The sequence below is a fragment of the Megalodesulfovibrio gigas DSM 1382 = ATCC 19364 genome (assembly GCF_000468495.1).
In the GTDB taxonomy this organism is placed as follows: domain Bacteria; phylum Desulfobacterota; class Desulfovibrionia; order Desulfovibrionales; family Desulfovibrionaceae; genus Megalodesulfovibrio; species Megalodesulfovibrio gigas.
Map to the genome: position 1 here is coordinate 2,038,174 of NC_022444.1, position 26,470 is coordinate 2,064,643.

A 26,470-nucleotide genomic window follows, 5' to 3' on the forward strand; every position below is an offset into this window, starting at 1 on the left:
GAGCATGAGCAAGATTCTGGCCCAGGACGAGGTGGATATTCTCCTGCGGGGACTTTCCGGCGGAGAAATCGAGGTGGAATCCGATGTGGTGGAGGACGATTCCGGCATCGTCCCCTTTGACCTGGCCAACCAGGACCGCATCATCCGCGGCCGTATGCCGGTGCTGGAAATCGTCAACGACCGTTTTGCCCGGCTGTGCACCAACGCGCTTTCCAACTCCGTGCGCAAGCGCGTGGAGCTGAACCCCATTTCCATCGACATGACCAAGTTCGGGGACTTCATGCGGTCCCTGCCGGTGCCCACCTCCATCAACATTTTCAAGATGGAACCCCTGCGGGGCAACGCCATCATGGTGGTGGATTCGCGGCTGGTGTTCGCCCTGGTGGAGAACTTTTTCGGCGGCGCGGGCTCCCAGCCGAAGATCGAGGGCCGGGAGTTCACACGCATTGAACAGGCCATCATTGAGCGGGTCATCAAGATTGCCCTGGAAAACATGGAAGAAAGCTGGCGGCCGGTGCACGAGGTGCATCTGGAGCTGATCCGCAGCGAAATCAACCCGCAGTTCGCCGCCATTGTGCCGCCCTCGGATGTGGTGGTGGTCATCACGTTCGAAGTGGAGCTGGAAAACGCCATCGGCTCCATGGTCATGTGCCTGCCGTACGCCACGGTGGAGCCCATCCGCTCCAAATTGCACGCCAGTTTTCAGACGGAACGCCTGGAGATTGACCATGCCTGGGTGGCGCGCCTCAAGGAACGACTTCTGGAAACCCAGGTGGAGATGGTGGTGCGCTTCGGCCGGTCCAAGCTCACCGGCCGCCAGCTGCTCAACCTGGACATCGGCGACATCATCATGCTGGACACGGATACGGACGACCTGCTCGAAGGTGAAGTCGAGGGCGTGCTCAAGTACCACGGCATCTGCGGCACGGTGAAGGCGAACAAGGCATTTCAGATCATTACGGAAGAAGAAATGCGCACTACCTAATAATCATTCGCAGCAGTGGCTTTCGCCGGTGCGCGGTGATAATGTGGACAGGTTTGCTGCTGCAACCTGTGCCGGACGGAATTATGCTGCGACGCGACACCCTTGCTCCCCTTGCCGTCTTGACGATTTGGACCCTGGCCATCGCCTTTGCGTGCATGCAGCTCGTGGACATCCAACGCAGCGCCACGCGCGAGCAACTGTTGCAGGAAGCCCGGGCGCTGTTCGAACAGATTGTCCTTTCCCAGATTTGGAATGCCGAGCATGGCGGCGTGTTCGTGCGCACTGCCACCGCCATCTGTCCGTCAACCCCGGCCTCCCCGCCGCCCTTGGTGCTGGCCGATGGGCAGACGCTGCACCGCATCGATCCTGCCTGCATGGCCCGTCAATTCGCTGCCCTGGCGCAGGCGCAAGGCAATCACCATTCGTTCCGCATGGTGGGGTTGCCGGACGATGCCGTGGATGAGTCCCGGGGCGACTCCCCAAGTGGTTGGGAGACGGAATCCCTCCGCATGTTTCTGGCCGGCGCGACGGAGCGTTGGACGGAGGCTGCCGACGCTGACGGCGGGATGAACGCCACCTTCCAATACATGGCGCCCCTGGTAGGCCAGCCGAGTTGCGGCCGTTGCCATGCGGAACATCGTTGCGAGCCCGGAGCCATTTGCGGCGGCATTGCCATCACCCTGGCGGCAGATGCCGCGCAAGGCGGCACCCTGGCGGCCATTGCCGGGGTACAGCGCTGGTTTGTCGCGGTGTGGGCCGTGGGCGGGGCCGGTCTGGTGGCCGGGGTGTGGCTGCTGGTGCGCAGCCGGCGGGCAGCGCTGGAGGCGGGGCGGGCCAAGAGCGACTTTCTGGCCGCCATGAGCCACGAACTGCGCACGCCCCTCAATGGCATCCTGGGCCTGACGGATCTGGCCCTGGCCGAGGCGCTTTCCGATCAGCAGCGCGAATACCTGCTCACCAGCCGCCAGTCTGCGGAGCGGCTGCACCGGCTGTTCACCTTCATGCTGGAATATGCCCGGCTGGACACCCGGGAACGCAAGACCCGGCTGGGCGAGCCCTTTGCCCTGGACGACTGCCTGCAGGTGCTGCGGCACGACCTCAAGGCCCGGGCCCTGGAAAAGGGGTTGGCGTTCCGCATGGTGGTGGCCCCGGATGTGCCCCCCGTGCTGACGGGGGACATGAACATGCTGGTGGTGGCCCTTTCCCAGTTGCTGGACAATGCCGTGAAGTTCACGGAATCCGGGGCCGTGGAGTTGCGGGTGGCCGTGCGACCGTGCCGGTTTCCCCTGTTGCAGCGGCTGGCCAAAGGGAATCAGGCCCTGCGGTGTTTGGCGTTCACCGTGGTGGATACCGGTCCCGGGATTTCCAAGGAGTTGGTGGGCAAGCTGTTCGAGCCGTTTTTCCAGGGCGACGCCTCCTTTTCGCGCCGGCATGCCGGGGTGGGCCTGGGGCTGGCGCTGGCCAGACGACTGGCCCAGGCCATGGGCGGCAAGGTGGTTTTGACGAGCGAGCCAGGGCAGGGCACCACGGTGCAGCTCACGGCGCAGTTTGCCTTGCCGGAATGAGTGGTCTGCTTTTTCGCAAAAAGGGTTGTCCATTGTTGCGAAAGCGGGCATAGGTCAAACATCCCTTTCCATAGTATCAAGGAGTAGAGCATGCGGTGCGTCCGTTTCTTTTCCCTGCTGGCGTGTCTGTTGACGATGGTCTTTTCCGCGGCTGCCTTTGCCCAGTCCGCCAAACCCTTTGATATCTTCACCCAGTCCACCCTCAACCAGGTGGTGCAGCGCGGCACGCTGGTGGTGGGCATGGAGGTGGAGTTCTGGCCCTTCGAATTTGCGGACGAAACGGGGAACCCCACCGGATTTGACGTGGATATTGCCACCTTGATGGCCCAGGAACTGGGCGTGAAGCTGGAAATCAAGGACATGGAGTGGACCGGCCTCATCCCCGCGTTGCAGGGCGGGCAGGTGGATATGGTCATCTCCGGCATGACCGGCACCCTGGAACGCGCCAAATCCATCACGTTCTCGGATCCATATTTCGTCACCGGCCTGTGCGCCCTGGTGTCCGTCAAGCGTTCGCCCGACGTGGCCGAGGTGAAGCAGCTCAACGCCAAGGGCAAGGTGCTGGCCGTCAAGACCGGGACCACCGCGGACCTGAAAGCCACGGCCATGTTCCCCCAGGCCGAGATCCGCCGCTTCAAGGACGAGACCGCCTGTGTGCGTGAAGTGGTGACCGGCAACGCCGACGCCTTCTTCTACGATCAGATTTCCATCCACAAACACCAGCAGCAGAACCCCGACGCCACCCGGGCCATCCTCAAGCCCTTCACCTACGAGCCGTATTCCATTGCCATGCACAAGGGAGACTTCGACTTCTGGCACTGGACCAACCGGTTCTTGCAGACCATCAAGGCGGACGGACGGTACGATGCGTTGTACGACAAGTATTTTGCCGGCCTGCCCAAGCCTGCCAACTAGCCGGAGCATTGGGAACCGTTCGTGAACGCCTTGCGCACGCGACTGCTGGTGCGCGCCCTGCTGGGCGCGACGTTGGTGCTGGTCCTGTGGCAGATGCTGGGAGGCATCGAGTACGTGTGGAACTGGGAGGTGCCCTGGCGGTACCGCTCCCTGTACCTCCAGGGTATGGCGTACACGGTGGTGGTGTCTGTGACGGCCATCTGCCTGGGCCTGGCTGTGGGCATTGCCGCCGGCCTGGCCCGGGTCTGGCCCAATGTGCTGCTGCAGGAGCTCGCCGGGCTGTATGTGGCCTGTTTTCGCGGCACGCCGCTGCTGGTGCAGATTTATATCTTTTACTTCTGCCTGGCGGCGGTGCTCCGGCTCCAGAACGCCCTGGTGGTCGGCACGGTCTGCCTGGCCTGCTTCTCCGGGGCTTATATTGCGGAGATGGTCCGCGCGGGGGTGGAGTCCATCGACGCCGGACAGTGGGAGGCAGCGCGCTCCACAGGCATGCGCTACAGTCAGGCCATGCGCCATGTGATCTTCCCGCAGGCCTTCCGGCGCATCATTCCGCCGGTGACGGGGCAGTTCGTGTCCCTCATCAAGGACTCCTCGCTGCTGTCCGTCATTGCCGTGCGGGAACTCACCAAGGCCGCCGAGGTGGTGAACGCCACCACCTACAAGACCTTTGAGGCCTACCTGCCCCTGGCGGTGCTGTATCTGCTGCTGACGTACCCGTTTTCCCTGCTGGCCCAGCGCCTGGAACGGCGCATGACCAATGGCCGGTGGCGATGAACTTTTTCCCCGGCAGCCGGCAAGAGAGGATTTGTCAGGCGGCGGGTTCTGAGGTAGGGAATAGCCGTCTGCGCAAGACGCGCCGCAGGCGTTCCCACCTGCTGCGAATCGAACTCTGAAGGAAGGCGCCTCCATGCAAAACAAGGTCATGCTCTACGCCTTGTCCACCTGCATCCACTGCAAGAACGCCAAAAAGTATCTGGAAGACAACGGCGTGGAATATGAATCCTTGTATGTGGACAAGCTTGAGGGGGACGAGCGCAAGGCCGTCATTGAGGAAATCAAAAAGCACAATTCCGCCTGTTCCTTCCCCACCATCCTTCTGGATGGCGGGGAGCGGGTGATCATCGGCTTCAAGCGCGATGAGCTCAAGGAGGCGCTCGGCATATGACTCCGGAAACGCTGCTCGAAACCCTGCGCAAGCTCCAGGAGCCCAAGGGCTACTACTTCAACAAGGACACGGAAATGACCCTGGCCTTGATGAACAGCCTGTTGGAAAACAAGAAAACCTACGGCTACATGAGCTGCCCGTGTCGCCTGGCTTCCGGGGAATACGAGAAGGACAAGGACATCATCTGCCCCTGCGTGTACCGCGAGGCCGATGTGCGGGACTATGGCGCCTGCTTCTGCTGGCTGTACGTCTCCAAGTCCTGGAACGAGGACAAGATCGAGCATCAGTACGTGCCCGAGCGCCGGCCGCCGGAAAAAGTCATCTGACCTGCGACACCAGAACACGCAGCAGCCGGCAGGAATGGTATGTTCCTGCCGGCTGTTTTTCATTGCACTGTAGTGCACGGTAGCTGCCGGCGCACGGCCGGCAAAGCGCTATACGCCTCACGTCCCCCCAAAGCCGACGGTGATGGTCCCGCCGTCCACAATCACCGGAACCTGCCGAACGCCTTTGGTCACATCCAGCAGTTTGGAAAGATGCTTCGGATCCGCCTTCACGTCCACGTACTGATGGTCCTTGTAGGCCTCACGGGCGTTGGACGTGTAGGGTCAGCCTGCCTTGCCGTAGATGGTGATGCGCGCGGTGGCCATGGTGTCCTCCAGCAAAAGCTATCGATTGAATAGACTATGATAATTACATATGAATGATAGATATTATTGATCTCGACGTCAAGGGGCGCAGGCCTGCTGGTGACAAGGCGGTTTCACGCCGCACCACTTGGCGCACACCGTAGACTCCGTGTACGATCGCGGCCACAAACTCCCACTGCGTTGACTCGCCAATCAACCGGGTGTAGGCCGCGGGCATGCGTACCGATTTCCATACCCACGCGTTTCATCCCAAGATTGCGTCCAAGGTGTGCGAGCAATTGCACCAGCACTATGGCGCCAAGCCTTCGGGCGATGGCACCGTGGACGATCTGCTGGCCCGGGCCGAGGCCGCGGGCATTGAGCAGGTGGTGGCCCTGTGCGCCGCCACCGTGCCGGCCCAGGTGCAGCCAGCCAACGATTTCGCCATGCATCTGCAGAATACCTATCCGCAGATCACAGCCTTCGGCACCCTGCATCCGCATGGCGCAGGCTGGGAAGAGGAGCTGGACCGCCTGCGCGCCGCCGGCATCAAGGGGCTGAAATTTCATCCGGAGTTCCAGGGCTTCTGGATGGACGACCCCATGCTGCTGCCGCTGCTGGAGGCCAGCCAGGACTTCATCTGGATGTTCCATGTGGGAGATGCGGCGCCGCCGGAGCAGAACCCCTCTTGTCCCATCAAGCTGGGAAAGATATTGGACAGATTCCCGGACGCCCGGGTGGTGGCCGCGCATCTGGGGGGCTACCGGCACTGGGATTGGGCCGTGGAGCACCTGGCCGGGCGCGATGTGTGGTTTGACACGTCGTCCTCCATGCCGTTCATCAGGCAGGAGACGCTGGAGCGCATCCTCCGCAAGCACGATCCGGATCGAATCCTCTTCGGCAGCGATTATCCGCTGTTCGATCCCGTGGAGTCCATGGAGGCGCTGCAGGCCAGGGCCGGCGTGGACGATGCCACGCTGGAGCGCTATTGGCGCAACGCGGAAACGCTGTTGGCGGAATAGAATATTTTAATTTTTGAAAAGAACATTGCGAGAGGGGAACCCTTTTGCAAAAGGTTNCTCGCGCTCTCCCCTTCCAAAACTTTCATAGTGATCTTGCATCACAACAAAAGTCTTTGGGGTTCGGGGGAAGAGCCTTTCTTCAGAAAGGTGTTCCCCCGGGAGCCTTTTCAATAATAACAGGCCCTACTGGCCCAGCCAGGCCTTGACCTTGTCCGGGTGGGCGGCCAGCCATTTCTTGGCGGCAGCCTCGGGGGCCATGCCGTCTTCGATCGAGATCATCACTGCAGCCATGTCCTCGGGGGTCCACTCGAAGCGGTCCAGGATGGCATGCACCTCGGGCTTGTCTTTCTTCAGGTCCTTGCGCACGATGGTGTTGATGAACTCATCGCCGCCGAAGACGTTCTTGGGGTCTTCCAGATACTTCAGGGGCCACTTGGCGAACTTCCAATGGGGTGTCCAGCCGGTAACCACCACCCACTGCTTGTTCTTCACGGCATCGGCCAGGGCTGCGGTCATGGTGGCGCCGGAGCCTTCCATCACGGTCAATTTGTCGAGCGCGTATTCCTTGATCGCGGTCTCGGTCTTGGACATCAGCCCCGCGCCGGGGTCGATGCCCACGATCTGACCCTTGAACTTGTCGGCGTTGGCATTGAGCTCGTCAATGGAGCGGATGGTCACGTATTCCGGCACGACCAGACCGATGCGCGTGCCGGTGAGGTTGGGGCCCAGATCCTCCACCTTGTCTTTCACCTTGTCCAGGTAGTGGCCGTGGGTGGTGGGCAGCCAGGCCGCCACCATGCCGTCCACGGTGTTGTCGCTGGCCACGGCCTGCCACATGGCCGCCGCGCTGACGGGGGTGATCTCCACAGTGTAGCCGGCCTGTTCCAGCAGCGCCTTGACCACGTTGGTGGAGGCGACTTCCGAGGACCATTCCACATACACCAGATTGACGGAGCCTTTGGGAGCCTTGGCCGCCTGGGCCATGCCGGGGAGCGAAAGGCCAAGCACCAGTGCGACCATGAGCAGCTTGAAGACGAGTCGTTGCATGCGATCTCCTGTGTTGCAGGGTTGTTGCGAAGGGAATTGAGAAGGTGTCATGCCTGGGTGCGGCGTCCCACGTGCTGGAGGATGCGGTCCAGGATGACGGCCACCACCACGATGCAGATGCCGGCCTCGAAGCCGTTGCCCATCTCCAGGCGCTGGATGGCCTTCCACACCTCGCCGCCCAGGCCCTTGGCGCCGATCATGGCTGCAATGACCACCATGGACAGGGCCAGCATCACGGTCTGGTTCACGCCGGCCATGATGGTGGGCGCAGCCAGGGGCAGTTGCAGCTTGATGAGCTTCTGCCAGCGGCTGGAGCCGAAGGCCTCGGCGCATTCCACCAGTTCCCGCGGGGTCTGGGTGATGCCCAGGCAGGTGAGGCGGATGGCCGGGGGCATGGAAAAGATGACTGTGGAAAAGATGGCCGCCACCTTGCCCAGGCCGAAAAACGGAATGGCCGGGATGAGATAAACGAAGGCGGGCATGGTCTGCATCATGTCCAGCACAGGCATGATGGTCTTGTTTGCCGCGCGGGACATGGCCGCGGCAATACCCAGGGGAATCCCCAGCCCGATGGCCAGGCAGGTGGCCACGCTCACCAGGGCCAGGGTGGAGACCATGGCCGTCCATAGCCCCAGATTCCAGATGAGCCCCAGCCCGGCGGCAGCGGCCAGGGCCAGCCGGGGTCGCCGGGTGAGCCGCCAGATGCCCGCCGCCGCCAGCGTCAGGAACGCCCAGGGCGGCAGCCACAGGAGGCCGCCTTCCAGCAGGGACAAGCCCTGGCCGGCCACCACGGAAAAGGCCTTGGTGGCAAAGGCGAAATGGGTGGAGAACCAGTCCAGCAGAGCTTCAATGCCCGTTCCCAGCGGTACGCGCCAGCTCATGCGGCCCTCCCGCGTTCGGCCATGGCCCCCAGCAGGGTGCCGCGCACGATGACGCCCTTGAGCCGCCGGTCGTCATCCACCACGGCCAGAGGGTAGGGCAGGTTGTAGAGAATCTGAATCAGTTCGGACGCCGGAGTGCCAAGGGCCACGTGCTTGCAGTCCATGCAGATGATTTCTCCCAGATCCTTCTTGCCGTCCTCCACCAGCCGGACGCAGTCCTCGGCCTTGATGACGCCGATCAGGCGGTGTTCCTTGTCCAGCACAAACAGATTGGACAGGCCGGAAAGGCGCATCTTGCGCAGGCAGCTGCGGGGACCATCGTGGTGAATGTAGGCCACGGCTTCGGTTTTCTTCATGACGGATTCGGCCGTCAGCACCTTGGTGATGTCCACACCCTCCACAAACCGCTCCACATATTCATTGGAGGGATTGGTGAGGATATCCTCGGGCGTGCCCACCTGCACAATGGCGCCATCCTTCATGAGCACGATGCGGTCGCCCAGCTTGAGGGCCTCGTCCAGATCGTGGCTGACGAAGACGATGGTCTTCTGCATGGACTTCTGCAGGGCGATGAGCTCGTCTTGCATGTCCCGCCGGATGAGGGGATCCAGGGCACTGAAGGCTTCGTCCATGAGCAGGATGTCCGGATTCAGAGCCAGGGCCCGGGCCAGGCCCACGCGCTGCTGCATGCCGCCGGAGAGCTGGCGGGGCATCATATCGCCGTGGGTGGCCAGTCCCACCTGCTCCAGGGCGGCCTGGGCCAGCTCCCGCCGCCGGGATGGTGGCACGCCCTGAATCTCCAGGCCGTATTCGGCGTTCTGCCGCACGGTACGGTGAGGAAAGAGGGCGAAATGCTGGAAGACCATGCCCAGCTTGCTCAGACGCACCCGGCGCAGGGCCTCGCGGTCCAGGGTGGTGATGTCTTCGCCATCGATGAAGATGCGGCCGGCGCTGGGCTCGATGAGTCGGTTGAGGCAGCGCAGCAGGGTGGACTTGCCGCTGCCGGACAGTCCCATGACCACCACGATTTCGCCGGCGTCCACATGGAAGCTGGCATCGCGGACGCCGACGGCGCAACGGGTTTTCTGGAAAATTTCATCCTTGGACGCACCCTGCCTGAGCAGGGCCAGCCCGCGTTCGGGATGGGTCCCAAACACCTTGGAAACATGTTCGATGTGCAACTTGTGCATGGTTCGTCTCGGGAGCCGGCGGCGCGGGCCTGTGGCGCAACATCAGGCGGGCGGAGGACGGCTCGGGGCGCGCAATGCACCAAAATAGCAGTGAATAAAAGAGCCACGCAGCACCGAAAAGCTAGGATGCAGTGCCGGTGCAGCAGAAATGCGCCATGTGGCATGGCCTGTCTTTGACTTCATGAGAATAGCATCCTGACGATTCATGTCAACTCTGTTGCCAGATACTGATAGTTTGCATGGTGATCGGCACATGATGAGGACAATCAAAAAAATGTTTTGATGCTTCATCAATGTACTACGATAAGACATGCAAACTCTTCATACAGTGAATGATGCTCAAAAAAAATGATGCATAAGGCTCAGACTGCACTTTGCTGCTGTGAATATGAAATCACTATTGAATCACTGTCCACAGCTCTTGCGTCTTTCGTCTCTCCATGGAAAAACCGCAGGGCACGGATGGACAAGATATTTGATTTCAGGATGTTGGGAGGACTGCACAGGTTTTGCGAGCATGTGCAACGCCTTGCACGCCAGGACGTCGCAGGGCAGGGTGGCGCCGTGCCGGTTGTCCGTGTCCACGGGGTCTCTCGCCCTTTGGCCGCACATTTGCTAGCATGCCGCCATGCAGTTTCTTCCCGCCAAGAACAAAGGCCCTCTGCTGCTGGCCCTGGCCACGCTGCTGCTCATCGCCCTGGCTCTGGCCGCCTCCAGCCTGCAGGCCCTGCGGGAGCAGCGCCGCTCCCTGGACAGTCACCTGCTGCTGGCCGCCCGGTCCGTGCATGCCGCCCTGGCCGGGGCGCTTCGGCGCAGGCCCCTGCAGGATGGCGAACTGCCCCTCATCCCCGGTGCGGCGGCCTTCATGCAGGAGCTTCGGGCCGAGAGCGGCGTCCATTTTCTGGGCGTATATGGTCCTGAAGGCGAGCGGCTGGTTGCGCCCTTGTTTGACGAAGACGCCCAGCGTTTTCAGATCTCGAAGCGCATGGTGCAGGTGATGCAGGAGGAGGGGGAATTCAAGGGCGTGGAACTGGCCGGCGGCCTGCAACTGTTTGTTTACGGCCGGGATATGGGACCGCCCAGGCTGCGTGACCGGCTTGGCCTGCCGGGCCTTCCTGTGCCCCCGTCTGCCGGGCCTTTTGAGCGCCCCGGACCGGACAGGCCGCCCCCGCGCCAGCCCCCGCTGCAGGCGCGCCGGGTGTTGCTGGTGGGGTTGGACATGTCCCCCCATCTGGCCACATACCGCAGCTTTGTCCGTACGGCCTTGCTGCAGACGAGTCTGGTGTTCTTTGCCGCCGCCGGCCTCTGGGTGCTGGGCGTGGTGCTGCTCAATCGGCGAGAGCTGGCCCGCAAAACCGTGACGCTGGAACGCCTGCAGTCCCGCCTGCTGGACAATCTCCCCGACGGCCTTGTGCATCTGGACGGGCACGGCGCCGTGCTGGCCGCCAATCCCGCGGCGCATGTCCTGCTGGGCGTGGAGGAAGGGGCCCTGGTGGGACGCAATTCCCTGACCCTTGGCTCCCAGGCCGCCGCCCTGCTGGCCGACGAAAGCGACGCCGTCGCGCATCGGCCAGTGCGCTGGCGGCAGCAGCAGCACGGGGAGCGGTTTTTGGAAGTGTTGTCCCTGACCATGGATGAGGCCGGCCCCGCCGGCGCTCATGGGCATCCCTGTGCCGTGACGGCCTCCCCTGGTTGCGGTGAACGTCTGGTGCTCCTGCGCGACCGTACCGAACTCAAGAAGCTGGAAGAACACCTTTCCGACGCCCGCCGTCTGGCTACCGTGGGCGTGCTGGCCGCCGGCGTGGCCCATGAAATCCGCAACCCCCTGAGCGCCCTGCGCGGCTTTGCGCAGTTTTTCGCCAAAAAACTGGCCGGCAAGCAGCCCGAGGAGCAGTACGCCAACACCATGGTCAGCGAGGCGGATCGCCTGAACCGCGTGGTGGGGGACCTGCTGAATCTGGCCCGTCCCCGGGCGCTCTCGCCGGCGATGGTGGATCTGCAGGCCCTGGGCGAGGAGCTGGGCCATCTGCTGGAGCAGGATATCGCCGCCGTGGACGCCGTCTTTTCCACTGATTTTCAGGCGCAGATGTGCTATGCGGATGCGGACGCCATCAAGCAGTGCCTGCTCAATCTGATCCTCAACAGCCTGCAGGCCCTGGGCGAGGGCAGGGAGGCGGCTGCCCCGGCGGCGCATCCGGCGGTGCGGCTGGGGGCTGTGTCTGTTTTTGGCACTTCCGGCACTGCAGGCGGTGTGGAAGTGTTTGTGCAGGACAACGGCCCCGGCATGCGCGAAAGCGAGCGCCGTCATGCCTTCGATCCCTTCTACACGTCCAAACCCAGGGGCGCGGGCCTGGGCCTGGCCCTGGTGGAGAAAACCATGCGGGAACACGGCGGCAGCGCGCGCATCGAATCCGCCCCGGGCCAGGGGACCACGGTGCGGCTGCTGTTTCCGTTTCCCTCCGGAGAGGAAGCCGCATGAAGCGTCTGTGCATCATCGACGATGAACCCGGCCACCGCTTGATGGTTCGCGCCATCATGGAAGACGCCGGCTGGGACGTGGTCGAGGCCGGCAGCGGCGAGGATGGCCTGCGCCTGCTGCGCGAAGAGCTTCATGCCGCGGAGCCTGGGCAACGGTCCGGCGTGGTGCTGCTGGACATGCGCATGCCCGGCATGGACGGCCGCCAGACCCTGCACGCCCTGCAACGCCTGCGGCCGGAGCTGCCCGTGGTCATGCTCACGGCGTACGGCAGCGTGGATGTGGCCGTGGAGGCCATGAAGCGCGGGGCCTTCGATTTTCTCACCAAACCCGCGGACAACGAAGAGCTGCTCGCCACCCTGGAAAAGGCCCACGAGTACGGCCGGCTTCTGGCGGAAAGTGCCGCCCTGGCCCGGGGAAGCACGGACGCCCTGGCCGCGGATCTGGAACCCTGCCGCACCCTGGTGGGCGAGAGTCCGGCCATGCGCGAGGTCAAGGAGCTCATCGCCCGGGCTGGTCCCAGCGAGGCAACCATTCTCATCCTGGGCGAGTCCGGCACGGGCAAGGAGCTCATCGCCGAGGCCCTGCACGCCGCCAGCCGCCGGGCGGCCATGCCCATGATCAAGATCAACTGTGCCGCCCTGCCCGAACAACTGCTGGAAAGCGAACTCTTCGGCTACAAGAAAGGCGCGTTCACTGGCGCCGTGAAAGACAAGCCCGGTCGATTTGTCCTGGCCGATGGCGGCACCCTGTTTCTGGACGAGATCGGCGAGCTGCCCATGGCCGTGCAGGCCAAGCTGCTGCGCGCCCTGCAGGAACGGGTGATAGAGCCCCTGGGCGGCGTGAAGCCCGTGCCCGTGGATGTGCGGGTGCTGGCCGCCACCAACAAGGATCTTGCCCAGGCCATTGCCGAGGGCACATTCCGGGAAGATCTGTACTTCCGTCTGAACATTCTGGAAATCACCGCGCCTCCCCTGCGGGAACGCCTGGAGGATGTGCCGCTGCTCGCCAGTCACCTGCTGGACAAGCTGGCCCGGAAGAATCGTCGCGCGGCCCCGGCCGTCTCCGGCCTGTTTCTGGACGCCCTGCGCCCGTACCCCTGGCCCGGCAATGTGCGGGAGCTGGAAAACGTGCTGGAACGCGCCCTCATCCTCGCCAGTACAGACATGCTCCAGCCCGCCCAGCTGCCGCCCCGGGTGCTGGAGGCGCGCAGCCCCGCAGTGTCCGGTGCCGGGGCGCACATGGCGGCCGTCATCTCCCCGGCCCTGCTGGAGGAGGCGGAGCGCGAGGCCATCGTCAAGGCCCTGGACGCCCACCGCGGCCACCGCGAACGCACGGCCCAGGCCCTGGGCATCAGCCGGCGCACCTTGCAATACAAAATTTCCCGCTACGGCCTTGCCAAACGCCGCGATGCCGCGGACAACGACTCCCTGCAGTGAACGCCATGACCACCCTTGCCACGCCTTCGACTCCCTCGCCGTCCCTGGCCTGCCTGCCGTTCTTCCTGGATGATCGAACCTTTGCCCTGCCCCTGGAAGCGGTGGAGCGCGTGACGCGCATGGTGGCCGTCACCCCCCTGCCGGGCGCGCCGGCCGTGGTCCGCGGCGTCATCGATATGGCCGGGGATTTTCTGCCCGTGGTGGATCCGCGGGTGCGGTTCGGCATGCAGCCCATGCGCGTGTTGCCGTATCAGCAGCTGGTCATCCTGCGCACGACCCGTCGGCGCATGGCCATGCAGGTGGATGGCGCCGGGGAAGTGTTCCAGTGGACGGGTGTTGTCTCGCCGGCGACCGCGCCCTTGTGGCCCGGGCTGGAGCTGGTGGCCGGCGTGGCGCACCTGGGAGAGGAAATGATCATGTTGCATGATCCGGACCGCTTCTTTTTGCCCGACGAGGAAGAAGCCCTGCGGGCCGCCCTGGAGAAGCGGGGCGAGCCACAGGGATAAGCCAATGTCTTGGCTGGCCTTCCGGGTATGCCTGTGCTAGCGGGAAGGCATGTCCCGCGAGGAACCGCCGCCGGCATCGCCGCCCCATGTGTTGTCGCCCCTGCTGTACCGGCAGGTGGCGCAGCGCATCGCCGATCGCACGGGCATGGCCTACTTGACGGATCGGCAGACGGATTTCGAGCGCCGCCTGGACGCCGCTGCCAGGGAGCTTGGGCAGGAGCTGGGAGTGTTCGCCTCGGCCATCGTCTCCGGCGGACTCACGGCCGCCCAGTGGGATGTGCTGGCCGATCACCTGGCGGTGGCGGAGACGTATTTTTTCCGCGAAATGCGCACCCTGGCCATGCTGGAGGCCCATGTGCTGCCGGCCCTGGCCCAGCAGGCAGACCGCGAACAGCGGGGGCTGCGCATCTGGAGCGCCGGCTGCTGCACCGGGGAGGAGCCGTACACCCTGGCCATCATGCTGCACCGCGCCGGGCTCTGGCGCAGCGGGCGGGAGAATCTGCTGCTGGCCACGGATCTGAATCCGCGGTTTCTGCACAAGGCCCAGGCAGGCGGATACCGGCAATGGTCCTTCCGTGGGTCCCCGGATTGGCTGCTGGAGTATTTCGTGCAGGAATCCAGTCAGATTCGGCGCATCATCCCTGCCATCCGCAAGATGGTCCGCTTCGAGCAGCTCAACCTGGCCAGCCCGGGTTGGCCCAGGGACATGTGCCGCGAATTCGACCTGATCCTGTGCCGCAACGTGCTGCTATATTTCACCAAGGACGGCATGCGCGAGGTGACGGCGCGGTTCACGGGCCGCATGGCCCAGGGTGGCTGGCTGGTCACGGCCCCGGCCGAGGCGGCGCATTTGATGGAGCTGGAGCTGCTGGAACCCGTGCGGCTGGAAAGCGCCCTCCTGTTCCGCAAGGGGGGAGAATGTTCGCCGTGGTCCTGCCTGCTGCCGGAGGTGCAGCCGTCGGCGAACATGCTGGAGCAGGCCGATGCGGAGCAGGACACGCGACCATATTTGCCGGACGGGGAATGGCCGGAGAGTGGGTCGGAGCCGGAAGTGGCCGCCTTTCCGGTCGCTGCGAAGCTGGAGCCTGTCGGATTGGACGCCGCCGTGCCGGCCATGGAGGGCGACTGGCCGGCCCGTGCCGCATCCCTGGCCCGACAGCTGGCCGATGCCGGCCGCCTGGAAGAAGCCGGCCGCTGGGTGGCCAAGGCCCTGGAGACGGCGCGGCTGGATCCCGCCCTGCATCATCTCGATGGTGTCATCCACGCTGCCGCCGGCAACGAGGAGGACGCCCGCAAGGCCTGGCGCAAGGCATTGTATCTGGATCCGTCCCTGGTCATGACGCGGTATCTGCTCCTGTGTCTGGAGCGCGATGCCGGCGCTGTCGCCGCCGTGGCCACGCACGCTCGTGTGCTCCTGGACCAGCTCCAGGGCCTGCCGCCGGATGCCCTGGCCCCCAATGCCGAAGGACTTTCGGCCGGGCGGCTCAGGGAGCTTGTGGAGCAGGTCCTGTTTATGGAATAATTCCAAATCATGTCCACCACACTCTGCCTGTTGACTTCCGATGCCGATGCCGTGCTGGCCCGGCGCGCCCGCGAGCTGGCCCGCCCGGCCGTTTCCCGGGAACAGTGCGACCGGGTCGCGGTCCAGGAAATGTTGTTTTTCGCCCTGGGGGATCAGGCCTTTGCCGTGGATACGCGCTTTGTCCTTGGCGCGGGGCATGTGCATCATCTGCTGCCCCTGCCCGGCACGCCGGCGTTCATCGCCGGGGTCATGCTCTGGGAGGGCCGCATTCTGGCCGTCAACAGCCTGGCGCAGCTTTTGGGCCTGCAGTCGGGGCAGTCGGGCACGGACGCCGAGGCAGATATTGAGTCGGACCGCGGCCGGCTGGTGGTGGCCATGCACGGGCCGGATGTGGAGGCCCCCCGGCTGGAGCTGTTGTTCGAGGTGGATGCCCTGTTGGGCGTGGGTGGTCTGGCGCGGGAGGCGCTCCCAGGGGGGGCGCTGTGGCGTGCGCCGCCTCCGGCCGCCGGCCGGCTCGGGACCTGCCGGCGCGCCGTGGTGCAGGCCGCCATGGTTCGAGACCTGGCCTCCCCCCCGTCGGTGACGACTTTTTTGGACATGCATGCCCTGCTGACGGACCCGGCCTTGCAACCCGGGGCACACGCATGAGGCGCCGCAACGCGATGATGCCATCTGGCAAGGAGAGCGCATGATGCAGTGGAAAAATTTGTCCATCGGCTCCAAACTGGCGGTGGGCTTCGGTACGGTGCTGCTGCTGCTGGTGCTGCTCGGCTTCCGGGCCGTGCGCGGCACGGAGGAAGTGCTGGAAGGCATGCACTCCGTCACCGACGCCGTCATGGACATCTACCTGCTGAAAGTGAATGAGACAAGTCACCTGGCATGGTCCACCGAGGTCGCGCAGGGCCTGATCCTGGAAGACATGGAGCAGGTGGCGGCCCAGGCAGATCATACCCAGTGTGAATTCGGCAAGTGGTACTACGGTCCTGAGCGGAAGGTCCTGGAAACGGAGCATCCCGAGCTGGTCGATTCCATTGCCTCCCTGGATGCGCCGCACAAGGCCATGCATCATTCCCTGACGGAAATGAAGGAGCTGTACCGTCGCGATGGCGCTGCCGCCATGCCTCGGGTGCGCCAGATTTTCATGGGCGAGACCCTGGTGGCCCTGGAAAAATTCCGCGGCAACCTCCGGGTGCTGGAAGGGCAGGTGAGCGCCGTCTCCCAGGCCGTGCGCCGCGCGGCCGACCAGACTGCCCACCAGGATCTGCTCATGATCCAGTACGGCGCCATGACCGCGGTGGTGCTGGGCATCCTCATGGCCGTGGGCATCGGGCGGGGCATCGTCAGACCCTTGAGCAACGTGGTGCAGGCGGCGGACGCCATCGCCACCGGGGACCTGCATCCCGCCATCGGGGATACGGTCCGCAAGGACGAGGTGGGCATGCTGGCCAAGGCCTTTCAGCGCATGATCACCTCCCTGCAGCAGATGGCCGGCGTCATGGAAGGCATTGCCGCGGGCGACCTGCGGCAGGAAGTGCCCGTGCGTTCCAACAAGGACGAGTTCGGCGCCAGCCTGCGGACTATGGGCCGCAACCTGCGCGAGATGACAGAACAGATCCAGCACGCCATGAACACCCTGGGGGCATCCATCAGTCAGATTTCCGTCACCACGGCGGAACTCTCCTCCAGCGCCGCGGAAACCGCCGCGGCCATGAGCGAAACCACCGCCACGGTGGAGGAGGTCCGGCAGACGGCCTCCCTCACCAACCAGAAAGCCCGCGGCGTGTCCGAACGCTCCAAGGAGGCCGTGCGCGTGGCCCTGGAAGGCAAGGCTGCCACGGACGCCGTGTTCCAGGCCATGGCCCAGATTCGGGAGAAGATGGATTCCATTGCCCAGGGCATCATCGCGCTTTCGGAAAAAAGCCAGCGTATCGGCGATATCATCCTGGCGGTGAACGATCTGGCGGATCAATCCAACGTGCTGGCCGTGAACGCTTCCATCGAGGCCTCCCGGGCCGGGGAAGAGGGCCGCGGCTTTGCCGTGGTGGCTCGCGAGATTCGCAGCCTTGCCGAGCAGTCCAAGCAGTCCACGGCGGAAATCCGCGGCATTCTGGAAGAGATCCGCAAGGCCACCACCTCCGCCGTGCTCAGCACCGAGGAAGGCGGCAAGGCCGTGGCCCGCGGGGAAACCCAGGTGGCCCAGGCGGCCCAGTCCATCCAGGGACTGGTGGAAGTGGCCAGCAAGGATGCCCAGGCCGCGGCGCAGATTGCCGCGTCCAGTCAGGAAGAACTGGCCGGCATGGAGCAGGTGGCCCAGGCCATGGAGAGCATCCGCCAGGCCTCGGACCAGAATGTGGAAAGCGCCCGCCAGCTCGACCAGTCCCTCCATGCCCTGGGAACCCTGGCAAACGAGCTGACGGCCCTGCTGTCCCTGTACAAAATCTGAGCGCGGACACCTCCCCATATGGACGACGCACGCTTTTTCCAGAAACTCCGGGCCGCATTTCAGGCGGAGGCCGCCGAGCGCATCGTCGCCATGGAGGCGGCCCTGGACGTGCTGGAAGAAGCCCTGGCCTTGCCGGATTACCGCCAGCATCCCGAGGCCGTCCAGCGGCTGGATGGCATGTACCGGGAGCTGCACAGCCTCAAGGGCGCGGGGCGGACGGTGGATCTGCCCCTGCTGGAGGCCCTGTGCCAGGGGCTGGAATCCAGCGTCTGGCGCATCAAACGCGGCGAATCTCCGTTGGAGTTCCGGCTGATCCAGCTGCTGCGCGAGGCTGTGGTCCTCATCCGCACCATGACGGCTGCGGCGGCCGCCGGCACGGCTGGTCCTTCCGCTGGCACGGTGGAGACCTTTTTGCGCCGCCTGGACGGCGAGCCCGCCCAGTCACCTGCCCAGTCACCTGCCCCGCCGCCTGCCGAACGCCCGGACACGCCGGCATCAGCGACCCCTCCTTCATCCACGCCTGCGGAAGCGAACTGCCCGGAACCGCCCCCGTCGTGCCCGGGGCTGGAGTCGCATACCGTGCGCCTGCCCACGGCGGCCCTGGAAGGCCTGCTGGGGCAGGTGGAAGGATTGCTGACCTCCAAGAACGCTGCCGCATTGCATGCGACCCAGGCGCGGGCCCTGCAGGAAGGCCTGGCCGCCTGCCTGCGCACACAGCAGGGCGACAGCGCCATGGTTCTGGAAGGCCTGGTCCGGGAGAGTCGGACCCTGGCCAAGTCCCTGGCGAGGCATCATCGCATCATCGCCACCGTGGTGGATGAGCTGTTGGAATCCATTACCCAGACCCTGCTGCTGCCGTGGGATGCCCTGCTGGAAGGCTATCCGCGCATGGTGCAGGATATCGCCGCCTCCCAGGGCAAGCAGGTGCAGCTGACGGTGCAGGGGGCAGATGCCTCCATCGACCGCCGCATCCTGGAGCAGTTGGGCGACGCCTTTTTGCATCTGCTGCGCAACGCCGTGGATCATGGCATCGAATCCCCCACCGAACGGGAGGCCGCAGGCAAGCCGGGTCAGGGGCGCATCGACATTCGTATTGAGGTCCTCGGCGGCGATCGCACCCGCATCGTCATCGTTGACGATGGCCGGGGCGTGGACTGCGAGGCCGTGCGCCGCAAGGCCGTGCAGCGCGGCATGTACACGCCAGAAGACGCCGCCCTGCTGGATACGCCGGCCCTGCTGGACCTCATCTGGCGGCCGGAGTTCAGCACCCGGGATCATGTGGATCACATTTCCGGCCGCGGGCTGGGCATGAACATTGTCAGGGAAAAGCTCGAACGCGTGGGTGGCAATGCCCAGCTGCGCACCACGCCCGGTCAGGGCAGCGTGGTCACCCTGCATCTGCCGCTTTCCCTCATGCGCTTCGAAGGCTTGGTGGTGGCCTGCGGCGGCCGGCGATTCATCGTGCGCAAGGGCGAGGTGCACCGCGTGGTGCAGGCGGCGGGCACGGTGTGCGGGTCTGGGGCAGGGGGCATGCTGGTGACCGAGGGCTCCTTCATCCAGGTGGCGGCCATGGCCCGCCTGCTGGGGCTGGACATTGCCGCAGGCACGGACGATGCCGCCATCCGCCGTCCCGTGCTCATTGCCGGGGAAACAGGCGAGCCGGACGCCAGCGCCACGGGCAGCGCGGAGACCGGCCCCCTGGGGCTGATGGTGGATGCCATCCTGGGCGAGGCGGACGTGACCCTGCGCAGCCTGGGGCCGCAGCTGACCGGGTTGCGCGGCGTGCGCGGCGTGGTGCTCCTGGGAGATGGCGAACTGGTGCCCGTGCTCGATGTGGCGGACTTGCGCCAGATGGCCCGCACTGCTGCCGCCGGTCCCAGAGCCAAGCCGGAATCCGGCCGGTCCCGCGCAGCACGACGGCCGCGCCGCGTCCTGGTGGCCGAGGATTCCATCACCTCCCGCATGCTGCTCAAAAACGTGCTGGAAACCGCCGGCTATGTGGTGCTCACCGCGGTGGACGGGCAGGAAGCCCTTGTCAAACTGCAGCACGCCGCCGCGCATGATGCTCGTGGACCTCGTGGCCGCCAGCCGGCCGATGCCGGGGAAGGCATGCTGGACGCCCTGGTGAGCGATGTGGAAATGCCGCGCATGGACGGCCTGGAGCTGGTGCGCCGCATCCGGGCGGATGCCGCCCTGGCCCGGCTCCCGGTGGTGCTGGTCACCTCCCTGGCAGATCCTGTCCATCAGGAGGCCGGCATGCAGGCCGGGGCAGATGCGTACATCGTCAAAAGCCGTTTCGACCAAAGCGATCTGCTGCAAACCCTTTCCAGGCTGCTGCCAACTGCCTGAGCCAGCCCGCGAGGACACTGCCCATGAACGCTTTGCATACAGCAGCGCCGCCCGACGAGCCCGAGGACATCCGCGTCCTGGTGGTGGACGACTCCGCCTGCGTCCGTGAGGCCCTGTGCGAGATGCTGGAACGCGACAGGCGCATGAAGGTGGTGGGTCAGGCTGCCAGCGGCATCGAGGCCCTGGCTCAGGTCAAGGCCTTGCGTCCGGATGTGGTGACCATGGATTTTCAAATGCCGGACATGAACGGTATCGAGGCCACCCGGCGCATCATGGAGGAATGCCCCACGCCCATCGTCCTGGTGAGCGCAGTCCTCAACCCGCAGGAGACGTCCACCCTGTTCCTGGCCCTGGATGCCGGAGCCCTGACCCTGCTGGAAAAGCCGCGCCTGGGCAATGCCGGCTGCGACGCGTCCGTTGCCCATCTGGTGGAAACCGTGCGCCTGATGAGCGAAGTGAAAGTGGTGCGACGCCTCCGGCGCGCTCCCCTGACGCCTCCCGTGTCGGAGGCAGGCAGCCCGGGAACCGCCGCGGCGGGCAAGAGCGGTGCTGCCGGTGCGGCAGCCCAGGACTCCGCGACGCATCTGCCCTACGAAATTCTATGCATCGGTGCGTCCACCGGTGGTCCCCAGGCTCTGGAACAGCTCCTCGCCGGGCTGGATCCGGCCTTCCCCTGGCCCGTACTGGTGGTGCAGCACATCGCCTCCGGCTTTCTGCAAGGGCTGGTGACCTGGCTCAATCAGACGTCCCGTCTGCCGGTGCGCATCGCCACGCCGGGGCAGCTCCTGCAGCAGGGAGTGGTCTATTTTGCCCCGGACAAGCGGCACATGAATCTCACCCGATCCATGAGCATCGCCCTGGAGGATTCCCCGCCCGAAGAAAGCGTCAAACCCTCGGTGAACAAGCTCTTTCGTTCCTGCGCCGCCGTGTTCGGCAGGCGCGGGGTGGGCGTGCTGCTGACGGGCATGGGCCGCGATGGCGCCGCCGGCCTGCAGGCCATGAAGCGCTCCGGCGCCATGACCATCGTGCAGGACGAGGCCAGCTGCATCGTCTTCGGCATGCCGGGGCAGGCTGTCAAACTCGGCGCCGCCACCAAGGTTCTCCCCCTGCAGTCGATCGCCGGTTTTCTGAACTGGCTGGCCCTGGGCCGCTCCACACCGTCACACGCAGCTTGACCCGGGGCGCACAGTCGTGCAAGCGATACGGCACACGGTATGAATACGAACCCACTCGCTGCGCCCGAAATGGCCACCCCCGTAGTCCTGGTGGCAGAAGACAGCCCCACCCAGGCGCTCAAGCTGCAATTCCTGCTGGAAGACGCCGGATACACGGTGCTCCTGGCCAGTGACGGCGAACAGGCCTTGCGCCTGGCCACGGATCCGCAAGCCCTGCAACCGCCGCAACTCGTCATCACAGACATCCTCATGCCCTGGTTGGACGGCTATCAACTCACCAAGGCCTTGCGCGAGCATCCGGCCACCGCCTGCCTGCCTGTGCTGTTGCTCACCACCCTGAGCGATCCCAAGGATATTGTCCGCGGCATGGAATGCGGTGCAGATGCCATCGTCACCAAGCCGTATGACGATGGGCAGCTGCTGGATCAGATCGCCCGTCTGCTCCATGGCGGCGTCCAGGCCCCGCCCGTCTACCAGGGCCGGACGCTGGACGTGCCCGAGAATCCCCGCCGGCTGTTCACCCTGCTGCTTTCCACCTACGAAAGCGCGGTGGCCCAGACCCGCAAGCTGGATGTCGCCTGCGCCACCCTGCGCCAGCAGGAGGCACTGCTGCGCGAAATTTTGCACTCCCTGCCGGCGGATCTGGCCGTGCTGGACAAACACGGCCAGGTGCTGGCCTCCAACGTGGATCCGGATCGCTCCTGCTGCGATGCCGGCTGGTGCGCCACCCTGGGCCGACACGGCCTCAACGTGCTGGAATGCTGGACCGCAGTGGAGACGGACGGATGTCCCGGGCAGGACACGACCACTGCGCAAACCTGTCTGATGCACGATGCCCCCGTCAGTCTGACCCAGGAAATCCGCCAGCTGCTGGACGGCCAGCGCGGTACCGTGTCCCGGGAGATGGCCTGCCTTGCGCCGGGCAGCTCTGGTCGCACCTGGACCCTGCTCAAGGCCGCCCCCATGACCTGGGAGCATGGCGGCGCCGTGATTTCCCTGACAGACATCACCGAAATAAAGGCCGCCCAGCAGGAGGCCCAGGCCCAGCGCGCCCTGCTGGAAACCATCCTCGCCACCGCCCCCGACGGCATCGCCCTCAAGGACAGGAATCTCGTCTACCACGCGGTGAACAAGGCCTTCTGCGAATTGCTGGGCAGGCCGGACGTGGAGATCATCGGCAAGACCGACCGCGACCTCTTCCCCCTGCCTGCCGCCCTGCTGCTGGAAGCGGCGGACGAACGCGTCATGGCCGGCGCGGCTGCGCAGGACACCTGCGGTGCGGTGCAGGATGTGGAAGACCTGGAATTCACGCCCGCGCGCTGGGTGCAGTTGCTGCGCGCCCCCATGCACGATGCCGACGGCCGGGTGGCCGGCGTGCTCTGCTCCGTGCGCGATATCTCCCTGCGCAAACGCATGGAAGAAGAGTTGACCCAGGCCAAGCGCCAGGCGGAACAGGCCGCCCTGGCCAAGACAGAATTTCTTGCCAACATGAGCCACGAGATCCGCACCCCCCTGAGCGGCGTCATCGGCATGGCCGACCTGGTGCTCTCCGGGCCGCTGGATGCCGAACAGAGCGGCTACATGGGCCTGCTCAAGCAGTCCGCCCAGGGCCTGCTGGTGCTGCTCAACGACATTCTGGATCTCTCCAAAATCGAAGCCGGCATGCTGGAGATTCGCGAGGAGCCCCTCAACCTGCGCGAGCTCGTGGAGACGGTCCGGCATACCTTCGAGCTCTCGGCCTGCAGCAAGGGCCTGCAGCTCATTGTCGATCTGCAGCCGGACCTCCCCCCCCTCGTTGTGGGCGACCCCATCCGGCTGCGGCAGATCCTCATCAATCTTGTGGGCAACGCCATCAAGTTTACCCCTGCCGGCCAGGTGGAGCTGCGCATCCGCATCGGTGCGCCGCAGGCCGACCGGCTGCCCCTGGTGCTGGAGGTGGCGGACACGGGCATCGGCATTTCCGAAGAAGTGATGGGCAAGTTGTTCCGCCCCTTCTCCCCGGTGGATGCCTCCCTGGCCAGGACGCATCAGGGGATCGGTCTTGGGCTGACCATCAGCCGCAAGCTGGCGGTGCTTATGGGCGGAGACATCGTCGTGTCCAGCAGGGTAGGGCAGGGCAGCCTCTTTTCCGCACGGGTGCTGGTGGGGACCACCGCGCCGGAAGAACAGCCGGAATCCCCGCCTGCCCCTGCAGACGACGCGTCATGCCGGGCGGAGGCAACCTCGCCGGCCCAGGATGCAGCCGGGCACGCGCCCGTCGCAGGCCGGCGTCTGGCCGTGCTGCTGGCCGAGGATCACATGGTCAACAGTCTGCTGGCGGCGCGCCTCATCGAGCGGCAAGGCCACACCGTGGCCACGGCGGCCAATGGTCAGGAAGCCTTGCAACTCCTGGAATCGCACACCTTCGACTGCATTCTCATGGACATCCAGATGCCGATCATGGACGGCATCGAGGCCACCCGCCGCATCCGCGCCGGCGCCGGCGCCTTTGCCAGCCGGCCGGGATTCGACAGGAGTATCCCCATCATTGCCCTCACGGCCCACGCCATGAAGGGGGACAAGGAACGCTTTCTCAAGGCCGGCATGGATGATTATATCTCCAAACCCCTGGACAGGCAGCAGCTTCTGAATATACTAGGGGCGATTTCGCAGCGACAGAGCAACCAGGGGCGGCTGCATGGCCCGGCGGGGGGGAGATCCGCCCGACATGCGCAGACAGGGACGGCTATGTCTGCTCCAGTTGCCGATCCGCTCCACGCTGCGCACCAACAACCTACGTCCGATGTCCGGATGCAGGGGGGGGAAAACATGAACGACGGACAGCAGCAGCCAGCACCCGGGGATGACATGCCCGTGCTCAATACGGCGGTGACCCTGGCGCGCATTCATGGCGATGAAGAATTCCTGGCCTTGTTATACAAGACCTTTCTGGACGATCTGCAAACACGCATCGGCAACTTCCACGCCGCCTTTGAGCGCGGCGACGTCGCGTCCCTCCAAAAACAGGCCCATTCCCTCAAGGGAGCTGCCGCCACGGTGGATGCCGAGGCCGCCCGCCTTGCGGCGCTGGCCCTGGAGCACGCCGCCAAACAGCAGGATCAGGCTGCCATGGCCGAGGCGCTGCATGGCCTCACGATCAGGCTGGAGCAGTTGCAGGCGGCCATGCGGGACATGCTGGAGCGCCTGCCTGCGCCGTAGTGCGTGTCCGGATGCACCATCAGCAACACCAACAGGGGCAACATGTGGTGACTCATCGTTTGGTGATGACAGAAAACATTGTCGCAGCGACGGTATCGGCCCTGCGGCAGGCAGCGGAACAGGCCATGGACTCCGGCGCCACCCGGCTGCAGCTGGATCTGGCGCGCGTGCAGGACCTGGATTCCGTGGGCCTGTCCGTGCTCATCGGCATTTCCATGTCCCTGCAGCGCGCTGGCGGGGCGTTGGAACTCTACAACGTCCGTGATGAGGTGTTCGATATCATTCATTCCATGCGCCTGGACAAGCACTTCCAGGTGCATCGCTTCCCGACCGAACGGGATGCAACCTCGTCGTGAAACATCTGGCTGCCCACTTCCCGCTGCTGTATCTGGATCCCAAGCAGTGCCATGTGGCGCGCACGCCCACACTGGTGAGCACCATTCTGGGGTCCTGCGTGGCCATCACCATCTTCGACCCCGTCAGCCAGATCGGCGGCGTGGCGCACGCCTTCCTGCCCACACGCGCCGACTATCCCGACGACACCGAAGCGCCCTGTAAATTTGTGGACGACGCCCTGGAACACCTGCTGGAAATCATGGGCAAGGGCGGGGCCGTACTGGACTGCCTGGAAACCAAGCTCTTTGGCGGGGCGGAGATCATGAACCGGGACACGGCCCTGCACGGCCGGCCCGCCCTGCAGGTGGGGGCGCGCAATGTGGAGATGGCCCGCCGGCTGCTCAGGCAACGAGGCCTCACACCGGCCGCACAGGATGTGGGCGGCAATCAGGGCCGCAAGCTCATGTTCCTCAGCCATACCGGCGGGGCCTGGGTCAAGAAAATATAACGCCCTATAAAAGTCTTTGGAAAGGGGGGCGGGGGAAGAACCTTTCTTGCGAAAGGGTTTCCCCCGAGAGTTCTTTTCAAAAACAACGTGCCCTAGAATGTAGTCGCCATTTCCCGTGCCTTGGCCGCCATGGCGTCGCGCGCCTGCTCGGCCTGTTCCTTGCCGGCCAGGGTGGGCTCCACGAACAGGGTCGTCACGTCCGTCACCCCGATGAATCCCAGGGCGAACCGCAGGTATTTGCTTTGGAAGTCGTAGGCTTCCGCCGGCGTGCCCGCAGGGTATGCCCCGCCGCGGGCCAGCACGCACAGCGCCTTGGTGCCCGTGGCCAGGCCCTGGTACTGGCCGTCCGGGGTGACGGTGAAGGTCAGGCCGGGCTGGATGATGATGTCCAGATACTGCTTGAGGCGGTAGGGAATCATGAAATTCCACATGGGCGAGGCGATGACCAGGCGATCCGCCGCCTTGAATTCCTCGGCCAGGAGCGCCACCTGGCCCCAGGCTTCCTGCTCCTGCGGGGTGAGCAACTCGGGCTGCCGGGCATGGTAGCGGGCCTGCAAGGCATGCCCGTCAAAGGGCATCAGCGCTTCTTCGAACAGGTTTTTGACGATGATGGCGGCTCCGGGATTGGCCGCCTGCCAGGCTTCCACGAACGTGTTCGCCACCTGGGTGGAGTAGGAACGCTCCCTGCGTGGGGATGCTTGCAAGTACAGCAAAGTCGGCATGTTGCGATCTCCTGAAGGGTGAATCTCGGAAAGGATGCCTGCATTCTGCCACAACCGTCTGCAAATGCCCAGCCCGGGCCGACAATGTTCCTCCGGAAATGAGCATGGTCTTTGCATTTGGGCAGGGTGCGGCAGGATCTTCCTGTCGTCGCGACACGTTGCAGACAGGAGACCGCCCATGCGCGTCCGCATTTCGGTCATCCGGTTCCTTGCCCACTGCCTTGGCGTGGTGGCCCTGGCCGCCATGCTGTTCTGGGCCGGGTGGTCATTTTCGGAAAACATCGCTCGCATCAGCCAGGGCGAGCCGCAGCCAGGAGAAGGTGAAGGGGCCAGGGCGTGGTCGGACACCCTGGCCTGAGATCGGTAAGGAGGGGGCGGCTAGCCCGCATATTGCATG

At 64.8% G+C, this 26,470-nt stretch carries 24 protein-coding genes; 19 read left to right on the top strand and 5 right to left on the bottom strand.

What is annotated here, in order from left to right:
* Positions 1 to 4 precede the first annotated feature (4 nt).
* From fliM to DGI_RS08945, 6 genes are all read left to right on the top strand, one after another.
* Positions 5 to 985: a flagellar motor switch protein FliM gene (fliM, locus tag DGI_RS08920; RefSeq protein ID WP_021760588.1), complete on the top strand. Its 981-nt coding sequence runs from the start codon at positions 5 to 7 to the stop codon at positions 983 to 985.
* Positions 986 to 1,068: 83 nt separating this feature from the next.
* Positions 1,069 to 2,550 carry an ATP-binding protein gene (locus DGI_RS08925; protein WP_027193170.1) on the top strand — a complete coding sequence of 494 codons (1,482 nt, stop codon included), beginning with the start codon at positions 1,069 to 1,071 and terminating at the stop codon, positions 2,548 to 2,550.
* A 90-nt stretch (positions 2,551 to 2,640) separates the two neighbouring features.
* On the top strand, positions 2,641 to 3,465 hold the full coding sequence (locus DGI_RS08930) for a transporter substrate-binding domain-containing protein (RefSeq protein WP_021760590.1): 825 nt from the start codon (positions 2,641 to 2,643) through the stop codon (positions 3,463 to 3,465).
* Between the two features lie 21 nt (positions 3,466 to 3,486).
* Positions 3,487 to 4,239 (top strand): amino acid ABC transporter permease, encoded by a 753-nt coding sequence (locus tag DGI_RS08935; RefSeq protein WP_034607677.1) that lies wholly within the window; start codon positions 3,487 to 3,489, stop codon positions 4,237 to 4,239.
* A 133-nt stretch (positions 4,240 to 4,372) separates the two neighbouring features.
* Positions 4,373 to 4,630 (top strand): glutaredoxin family protein, encoded by a 258-nt coding sequence (locus DGI_RS08940; RefSeq protein ID WP_021760592.1) that lies wholly within the window; start codon positions 4,373 to 4,375, stop codon positions 4,628 to 4,630.
* Positions 4,627 to 4,956: a ferredoxin-thioredoxin reductase catalytic domain-containing protein gene (locus tag DGI_RS08945; RefSeq protein ID WP_021760593.1), complete on the top strand. Its 330-nt coding sequence runs from the start codon at positions 4,627 to 4,629 to the stop codon at positions 4,954 to 4,956. Before DGI_RS08940 ends, DGI_RS08945 begins: the two co-directional genes overlap by 4 nt.
* 117 nt (positions 4,957 to 5,073) lie before the next feature.
* On the opposite strand, the gene uxx1 is transcribed toward DGI_RS08945, so the two are convergent.
* Positions 5,074 to 5,280 (bottom strand): UXX-star selenoprotein family 1, encoded by a 207-nt coding sequence (uxx1, locus tag DGI_RS19425; RefSeq protein WP_268741851.1) that lies wholly within the window; start codon positions 5,278 to 5,280, stop codon positions 5,074 to 5,076.
* 215 nt (positions 5,281 to 5,495) lie between these two features.
* Between uxx1 and DGI_RS08950 the strand changes: the two genes are divergently transcribed.
* Entirely contained in the window at positions 5,496 to 6,281 is a 786-nt protein-coding gene (locus tag DGI_RS08950; RefSeq protein WP_021760595.1) for an amidohydrolase family protein, read from the top strand.
* A gap of 183 nt (positions 6,282 to 6,464) precedes the next feature.
* Here the strand turns inward: DGI_RS08950 and DGI_RS08955 are convergent, their stop codons facing one another.
* The 3 genes from DGI_RS08955 to DGI_RS08965 are packed head-to-tail and all read right to left on the bottom strand — an operon-like array spanning position 6,465 to position 9,399.
* The gene (locus DGI_RS08955; RefSeq protein ID WP_021760596.1) at positions 6,465 to 7,328 is read right to left on the bottom strand and encodes a glycine betaine ABC transporter substrate-binding protein; all 864 of its coding nucleotides are present in this window, start codon (positions 7,326 to 7,328) and stop codon (positions 6,465 to 6,467) included.
* 47 nt (positions 7,329 to 7,375) lie between these two features.
* Positions 7,376 to 8,209, bottom strand: a complete 834-nt coding sequence (locus DGI_RS08960) for an ABC transporter permease (RefSeq protein ID WP_021760597.1) — start codon at positions 8,207 to 8,209, stop codon at positions 7,376 to 7,378.
* Positions 8,206 to 9,399, bottom strand: coding sequence for a quaternary amine ABC transporter ATP-binding protein (locus DGI_RS08965; RefSeq protein ID WP_021760598.1), 1,194 nt, complete (start codon positions 9,397 to 9,399; stop codon positions 8,206 to 8,208). The genes DGI_RS08960 and DGI_RS08965 overlap by 4 nt, the downstream gene beginning before the upstream one ends.
* Before the next feature lie 628 nt (positions 9,400 to 10,027).
* On the opposite strand from DGI_RS08965, the gene DGI_RS19430 reads away from it, so the two are divergent.
* The 11 genes from DGI_RS19430 to DGI_RS09020 are packed head-to-tail and all read left to right on the top strand — an operon-like array spanning position 10,028 to position 25,351.
* Entirely contained in the window at positions 10,028 to 11,878 is a 1,851-nt protein-coding gene (locus DGI_RS19430) for a two-component system sensor histidine kinase NtrB (protein WP_021760600.1), read from the top strand.
* On the top strand, positions 11,875 to 13,314 hold the full coding sequence (locus tag DGI_RS08975; protein ID WP_021760601.1) for a sigma-54-dependent transcriptional regulator: 1,440 nt from the start codon (positions 11,875 to 11,877) through the stop codon (positions 13,312 to 13,314). Before DGI_RS19430 ends, DGI_RS08975 begins: the two co-directional genes overlap by 4 nt.
* 5 nt (positions 13,315 to 13,319) lie before the next feature.
* Positions 13,320 to 13,820: a chemotaxis protein CheW gene (locus DGI_RS08980; protein ID WP_021760602.1), complete on the top strand. Its 501-nt coding sequence runs from the start codon at positions 13,320 to 13,322 to the stop codon at positions 13,818 to 13,820.
* A 49-nt stretch (positions 13,821 to 13,869) separates the two neighbouring features.
* A complete protein-coding gene (locus DGI_RS08985) occupies positions 13,870 to 15,342 on the top strand; it encodes a CheR family methyltransferase (RefSeq protein WP_027193167.1) in 1,473 nt (490 codons plus the stop codon).
* Positions 15,343 to 15,351: 9 nt separating this feature from the next.
* Positions 15,352 to 15,990 carry a chemotaxis protein CheW gene (locus DGI_RS17160; RefSeq protein WP_021760604.1) on the top strand — a complete coding sequence of 213 codons (639 nt, stop codon included), beginning with the start codon at positions 15,352 to 15,354 and terminating at the stop codon, positions 15,988 to 15,990.
* Positions 15,991 to 16,030: 40 nt separating this feature from the next.
* Positions 16,031 to 17,785 carry a methyl-accepting chemotaxis protein gene (locus tag DGI_RS08995; protein WP_051286576.1) on the top strand — a complete coding sequence of 585 codons (1,755 nt, stop codon included), beginning with the start codon at positions 16,031 to 16,033 and terminating at the stop codon, positions 17,783 to 17,785.
* A gap of 18 nt (positions 17,786 to 17,803) precedes the next feature.
* Positions 17,804 to 20,134 (top strand): hybrid sensor histidine kinase/response regulator, encoded by a 2,331-nt coding sequence (locus DGI_RS09000; protein WP_021760606.1) that lies wholly within the window; start codon positions 17,804 to 17,806, stop codon positions 20,132 to 20,134.
* A 23-nt stretch (positions 20,135 to 20,157) separates the two neighbouring features.
* A complete protein-coding gene (cheB, locus tag DGI_RS09005) occupies positions 20,158 to 21,309 on the top strand; it encodes a chemotaxis-specific protein-glutamate methyltransferase CheB (protein WP_051286573.1) in 1,152 nt (383 codons plus the stop codon).
* Between the two features lie 39 nt (positions 21,310 to 21,348).
* Positions 21,349 to 24,507, top strand: coding sequence for a response regulator (locus DGI_RS17165; protein WP_081696870.1), 3,159 nt, complete (start codon positions 21,349 to 21,351; stop codon positions 24,505 to 24,507).
* A gap of 47 nt (positions 24,508 to 24,554) precedes the next feature.
* On the top strand, positions 24,555 to 24,863 hold the full coding sequence (locus DGI_RS09015; protein WP_158407308.1) for an STAS domain-containing protein: 309 nt from the start codon (positions 24,555 to 24,557) through the stop codon (positions 24,861 to 24,863).
* Positions 24,860 to 25,351, top strand: coding sequence for a chemotaxis protein CheD (locus DGI_RS09020; protein WP_021760610.1), 492 nt, complete (start codon positions 24,860 to 24,862; stop codon positions 25,349 to 25,351). The genes DGI_RS09015 and DGI_RS09020 overlap by 4 nt, the downstream gene beginning before the upstream one ends.
* A gap of 92 nt (positions 25,352 to 25,443) precedes the next feature.
* On the opposite strand, the gene DGI_RS09025 is transcribed toward DGI_RS09020, so the two are convergent.
* Positions 25,444 to 26,073 (bottom strand): FMN-dependent NADH-azoreductase, encoded by a 630-nt coding sequence (locus DGI_RS09025; protein WP_021760611.1) that lies wholly within the window; start codon positions 26,071 to 26,073, stop codon positions 25,444 to 25,446.
* 178 nt (positions 26,074 to 26,251) lie between these two features.
* Between DGI_RS09025 and DGI_RS09030 the strand changes: the two genes are divergently transcribed.
* A complete protein-coding gene (locus DGI_RS09030; RefSeq protein WP_021760612.1) occupies positions 26,252 to 26,431 on the top strand; it encodes a hypothetical protein in 180 nt (59 codons plus the stop codon).
* Positions 26,432 to 26,470: the final 39 nt, after the last annotated feature.

Coding starts and splice junctions, on each gene's coding strand:
- fliM (WP_021760588.1), top strand. CDS start 5: ATGAGCAAGATTCTGGCCCAGGACGAGGTGGATATTCTCCTGCGGGGA.
- DGI_RS08925 (WP_027193170.1), top strand. CDS start 1,069: ATGCTGCGACGCGACACCCTTGCTCCCCTTGCCGTCTTGACGATTTGG.
- DGI_RS08930 (WP_021760590.1), top strand. CDS start 2,641: ATGCGGTGCGTCCGTTTCTTTTCCCTGCTGGCGTGTCTGTTGACGATG.
- DGI_RS08940 (WP_021760592.1), top strand. CDS start 4,373: ATGCAAAACAAGGTCATGCTCTACGCCTTGTCCACCTGCATCCACTGC.
- DGI_RS08945 (WP_021760593.1), top strand. CDS start 4,627: ATGACTCCGGAAACGCTGCTCGAAACCCTGCGCAAGCTCCAGGAGCCC.
- DGI_RS08950 (WP_021760595.1), top strand. CDS start 5,496: ATGCGTACCGATTTCCATACCCACGCGTTTCATCCCAAGATTGCGTCC.
- DGI_RS08955 (WP_021760596.1), bottom strand. CDS start 7,328: ATGCAACGACTCGTCTTCAAGCTGCTCATGGTCGCACTGGTGCTTGGC.
- DGI_RS08960 (WP_021760597.1), bottom strand. CDS start 8,209: ATGAGCTGGCGCGTACCGCTGGGAACGGGCATTGAAGCTCTGCTGGAC.
- DGI_RS08965 (WP_021760598.1), bottom strand. CDS start 9,399: ATGCACAAGTTGCACATCGAACATGTTTCCAAGGTGTTTGGGACCCAT.
- DGI_RS19430 (WP_021760600.1), top strand. CDS start 10,028: ATGCAGTTTCTTCCCGCCAAGAACAAAGGCCCTCTGCTGCTGGCCCTG.
- DGI_RS08975 (WP_021760601.1), top strand. CDS start 11,875: ATGAAGCGTCTGTGCATCATCGACGATGAACCCGGCCACCGCTTGATG.
- DGI_RS08980 (WP_021760602.1), top strand. CDS start 13,320: ATGACCACCCTTGCCACGCCTTCGACTCCCTCGCCGTCCCTGGCCTGC.
- DGI_RS08985 (WP_027193167.1), top strand. CDS start 13,870: ATGTCCCGCGAGGAACCGCCGCCGGCATCGCCGCCCCATGTGTTGTCG.
- DGI_RS17160 (WP_021760604.1), top strand. CDS start 15,352: ATGTCCACCACACTCTGCCTGTTGACTTCCGATGCCGATGCCGTGCTG.
- DGI_RS08995 (WP_051286576.1), top strand. CDS start 16,031: ATGATGCAGTGGAAAAATTTGTCCATCGGCTCCAAACTGGCGGTGGGC.
- DGI_RS09000 (WP_021760606.1), top strand. CDS start 17,804: ATGGACGACGCACGCTTTTTCCAGAAACTCCGGGCCGCATTTCAGGCG.
- cheB (WP_051286573.1), top strand. CDS start 20,158: ATGAACGCTTTGCATACAGCAGCGCCGCCCGACGAGCCCGAGGACATC.
- DGI_RS17165 (WP_081696870.1), top strand. CDS start 21,349: ATGAATACGAACCCACTCGCTGCGCCCGAAATGGCCACCCCCGTAGTC.
- DGI_RS09025 (WP_021760611.1), bottom strand. CDS start 26,073: ATGCCGACTTTGCTGTACTTGCAAGCATCCCCACGCAGGGAGCGTTCC.
- DGI_RS09030 (WP_021760612.1), top strand. CDS start 26,252: ATGCGCGTCCGCATTTCGGTCATCCGGTTCCTTGCCCACTGCCTTGGC.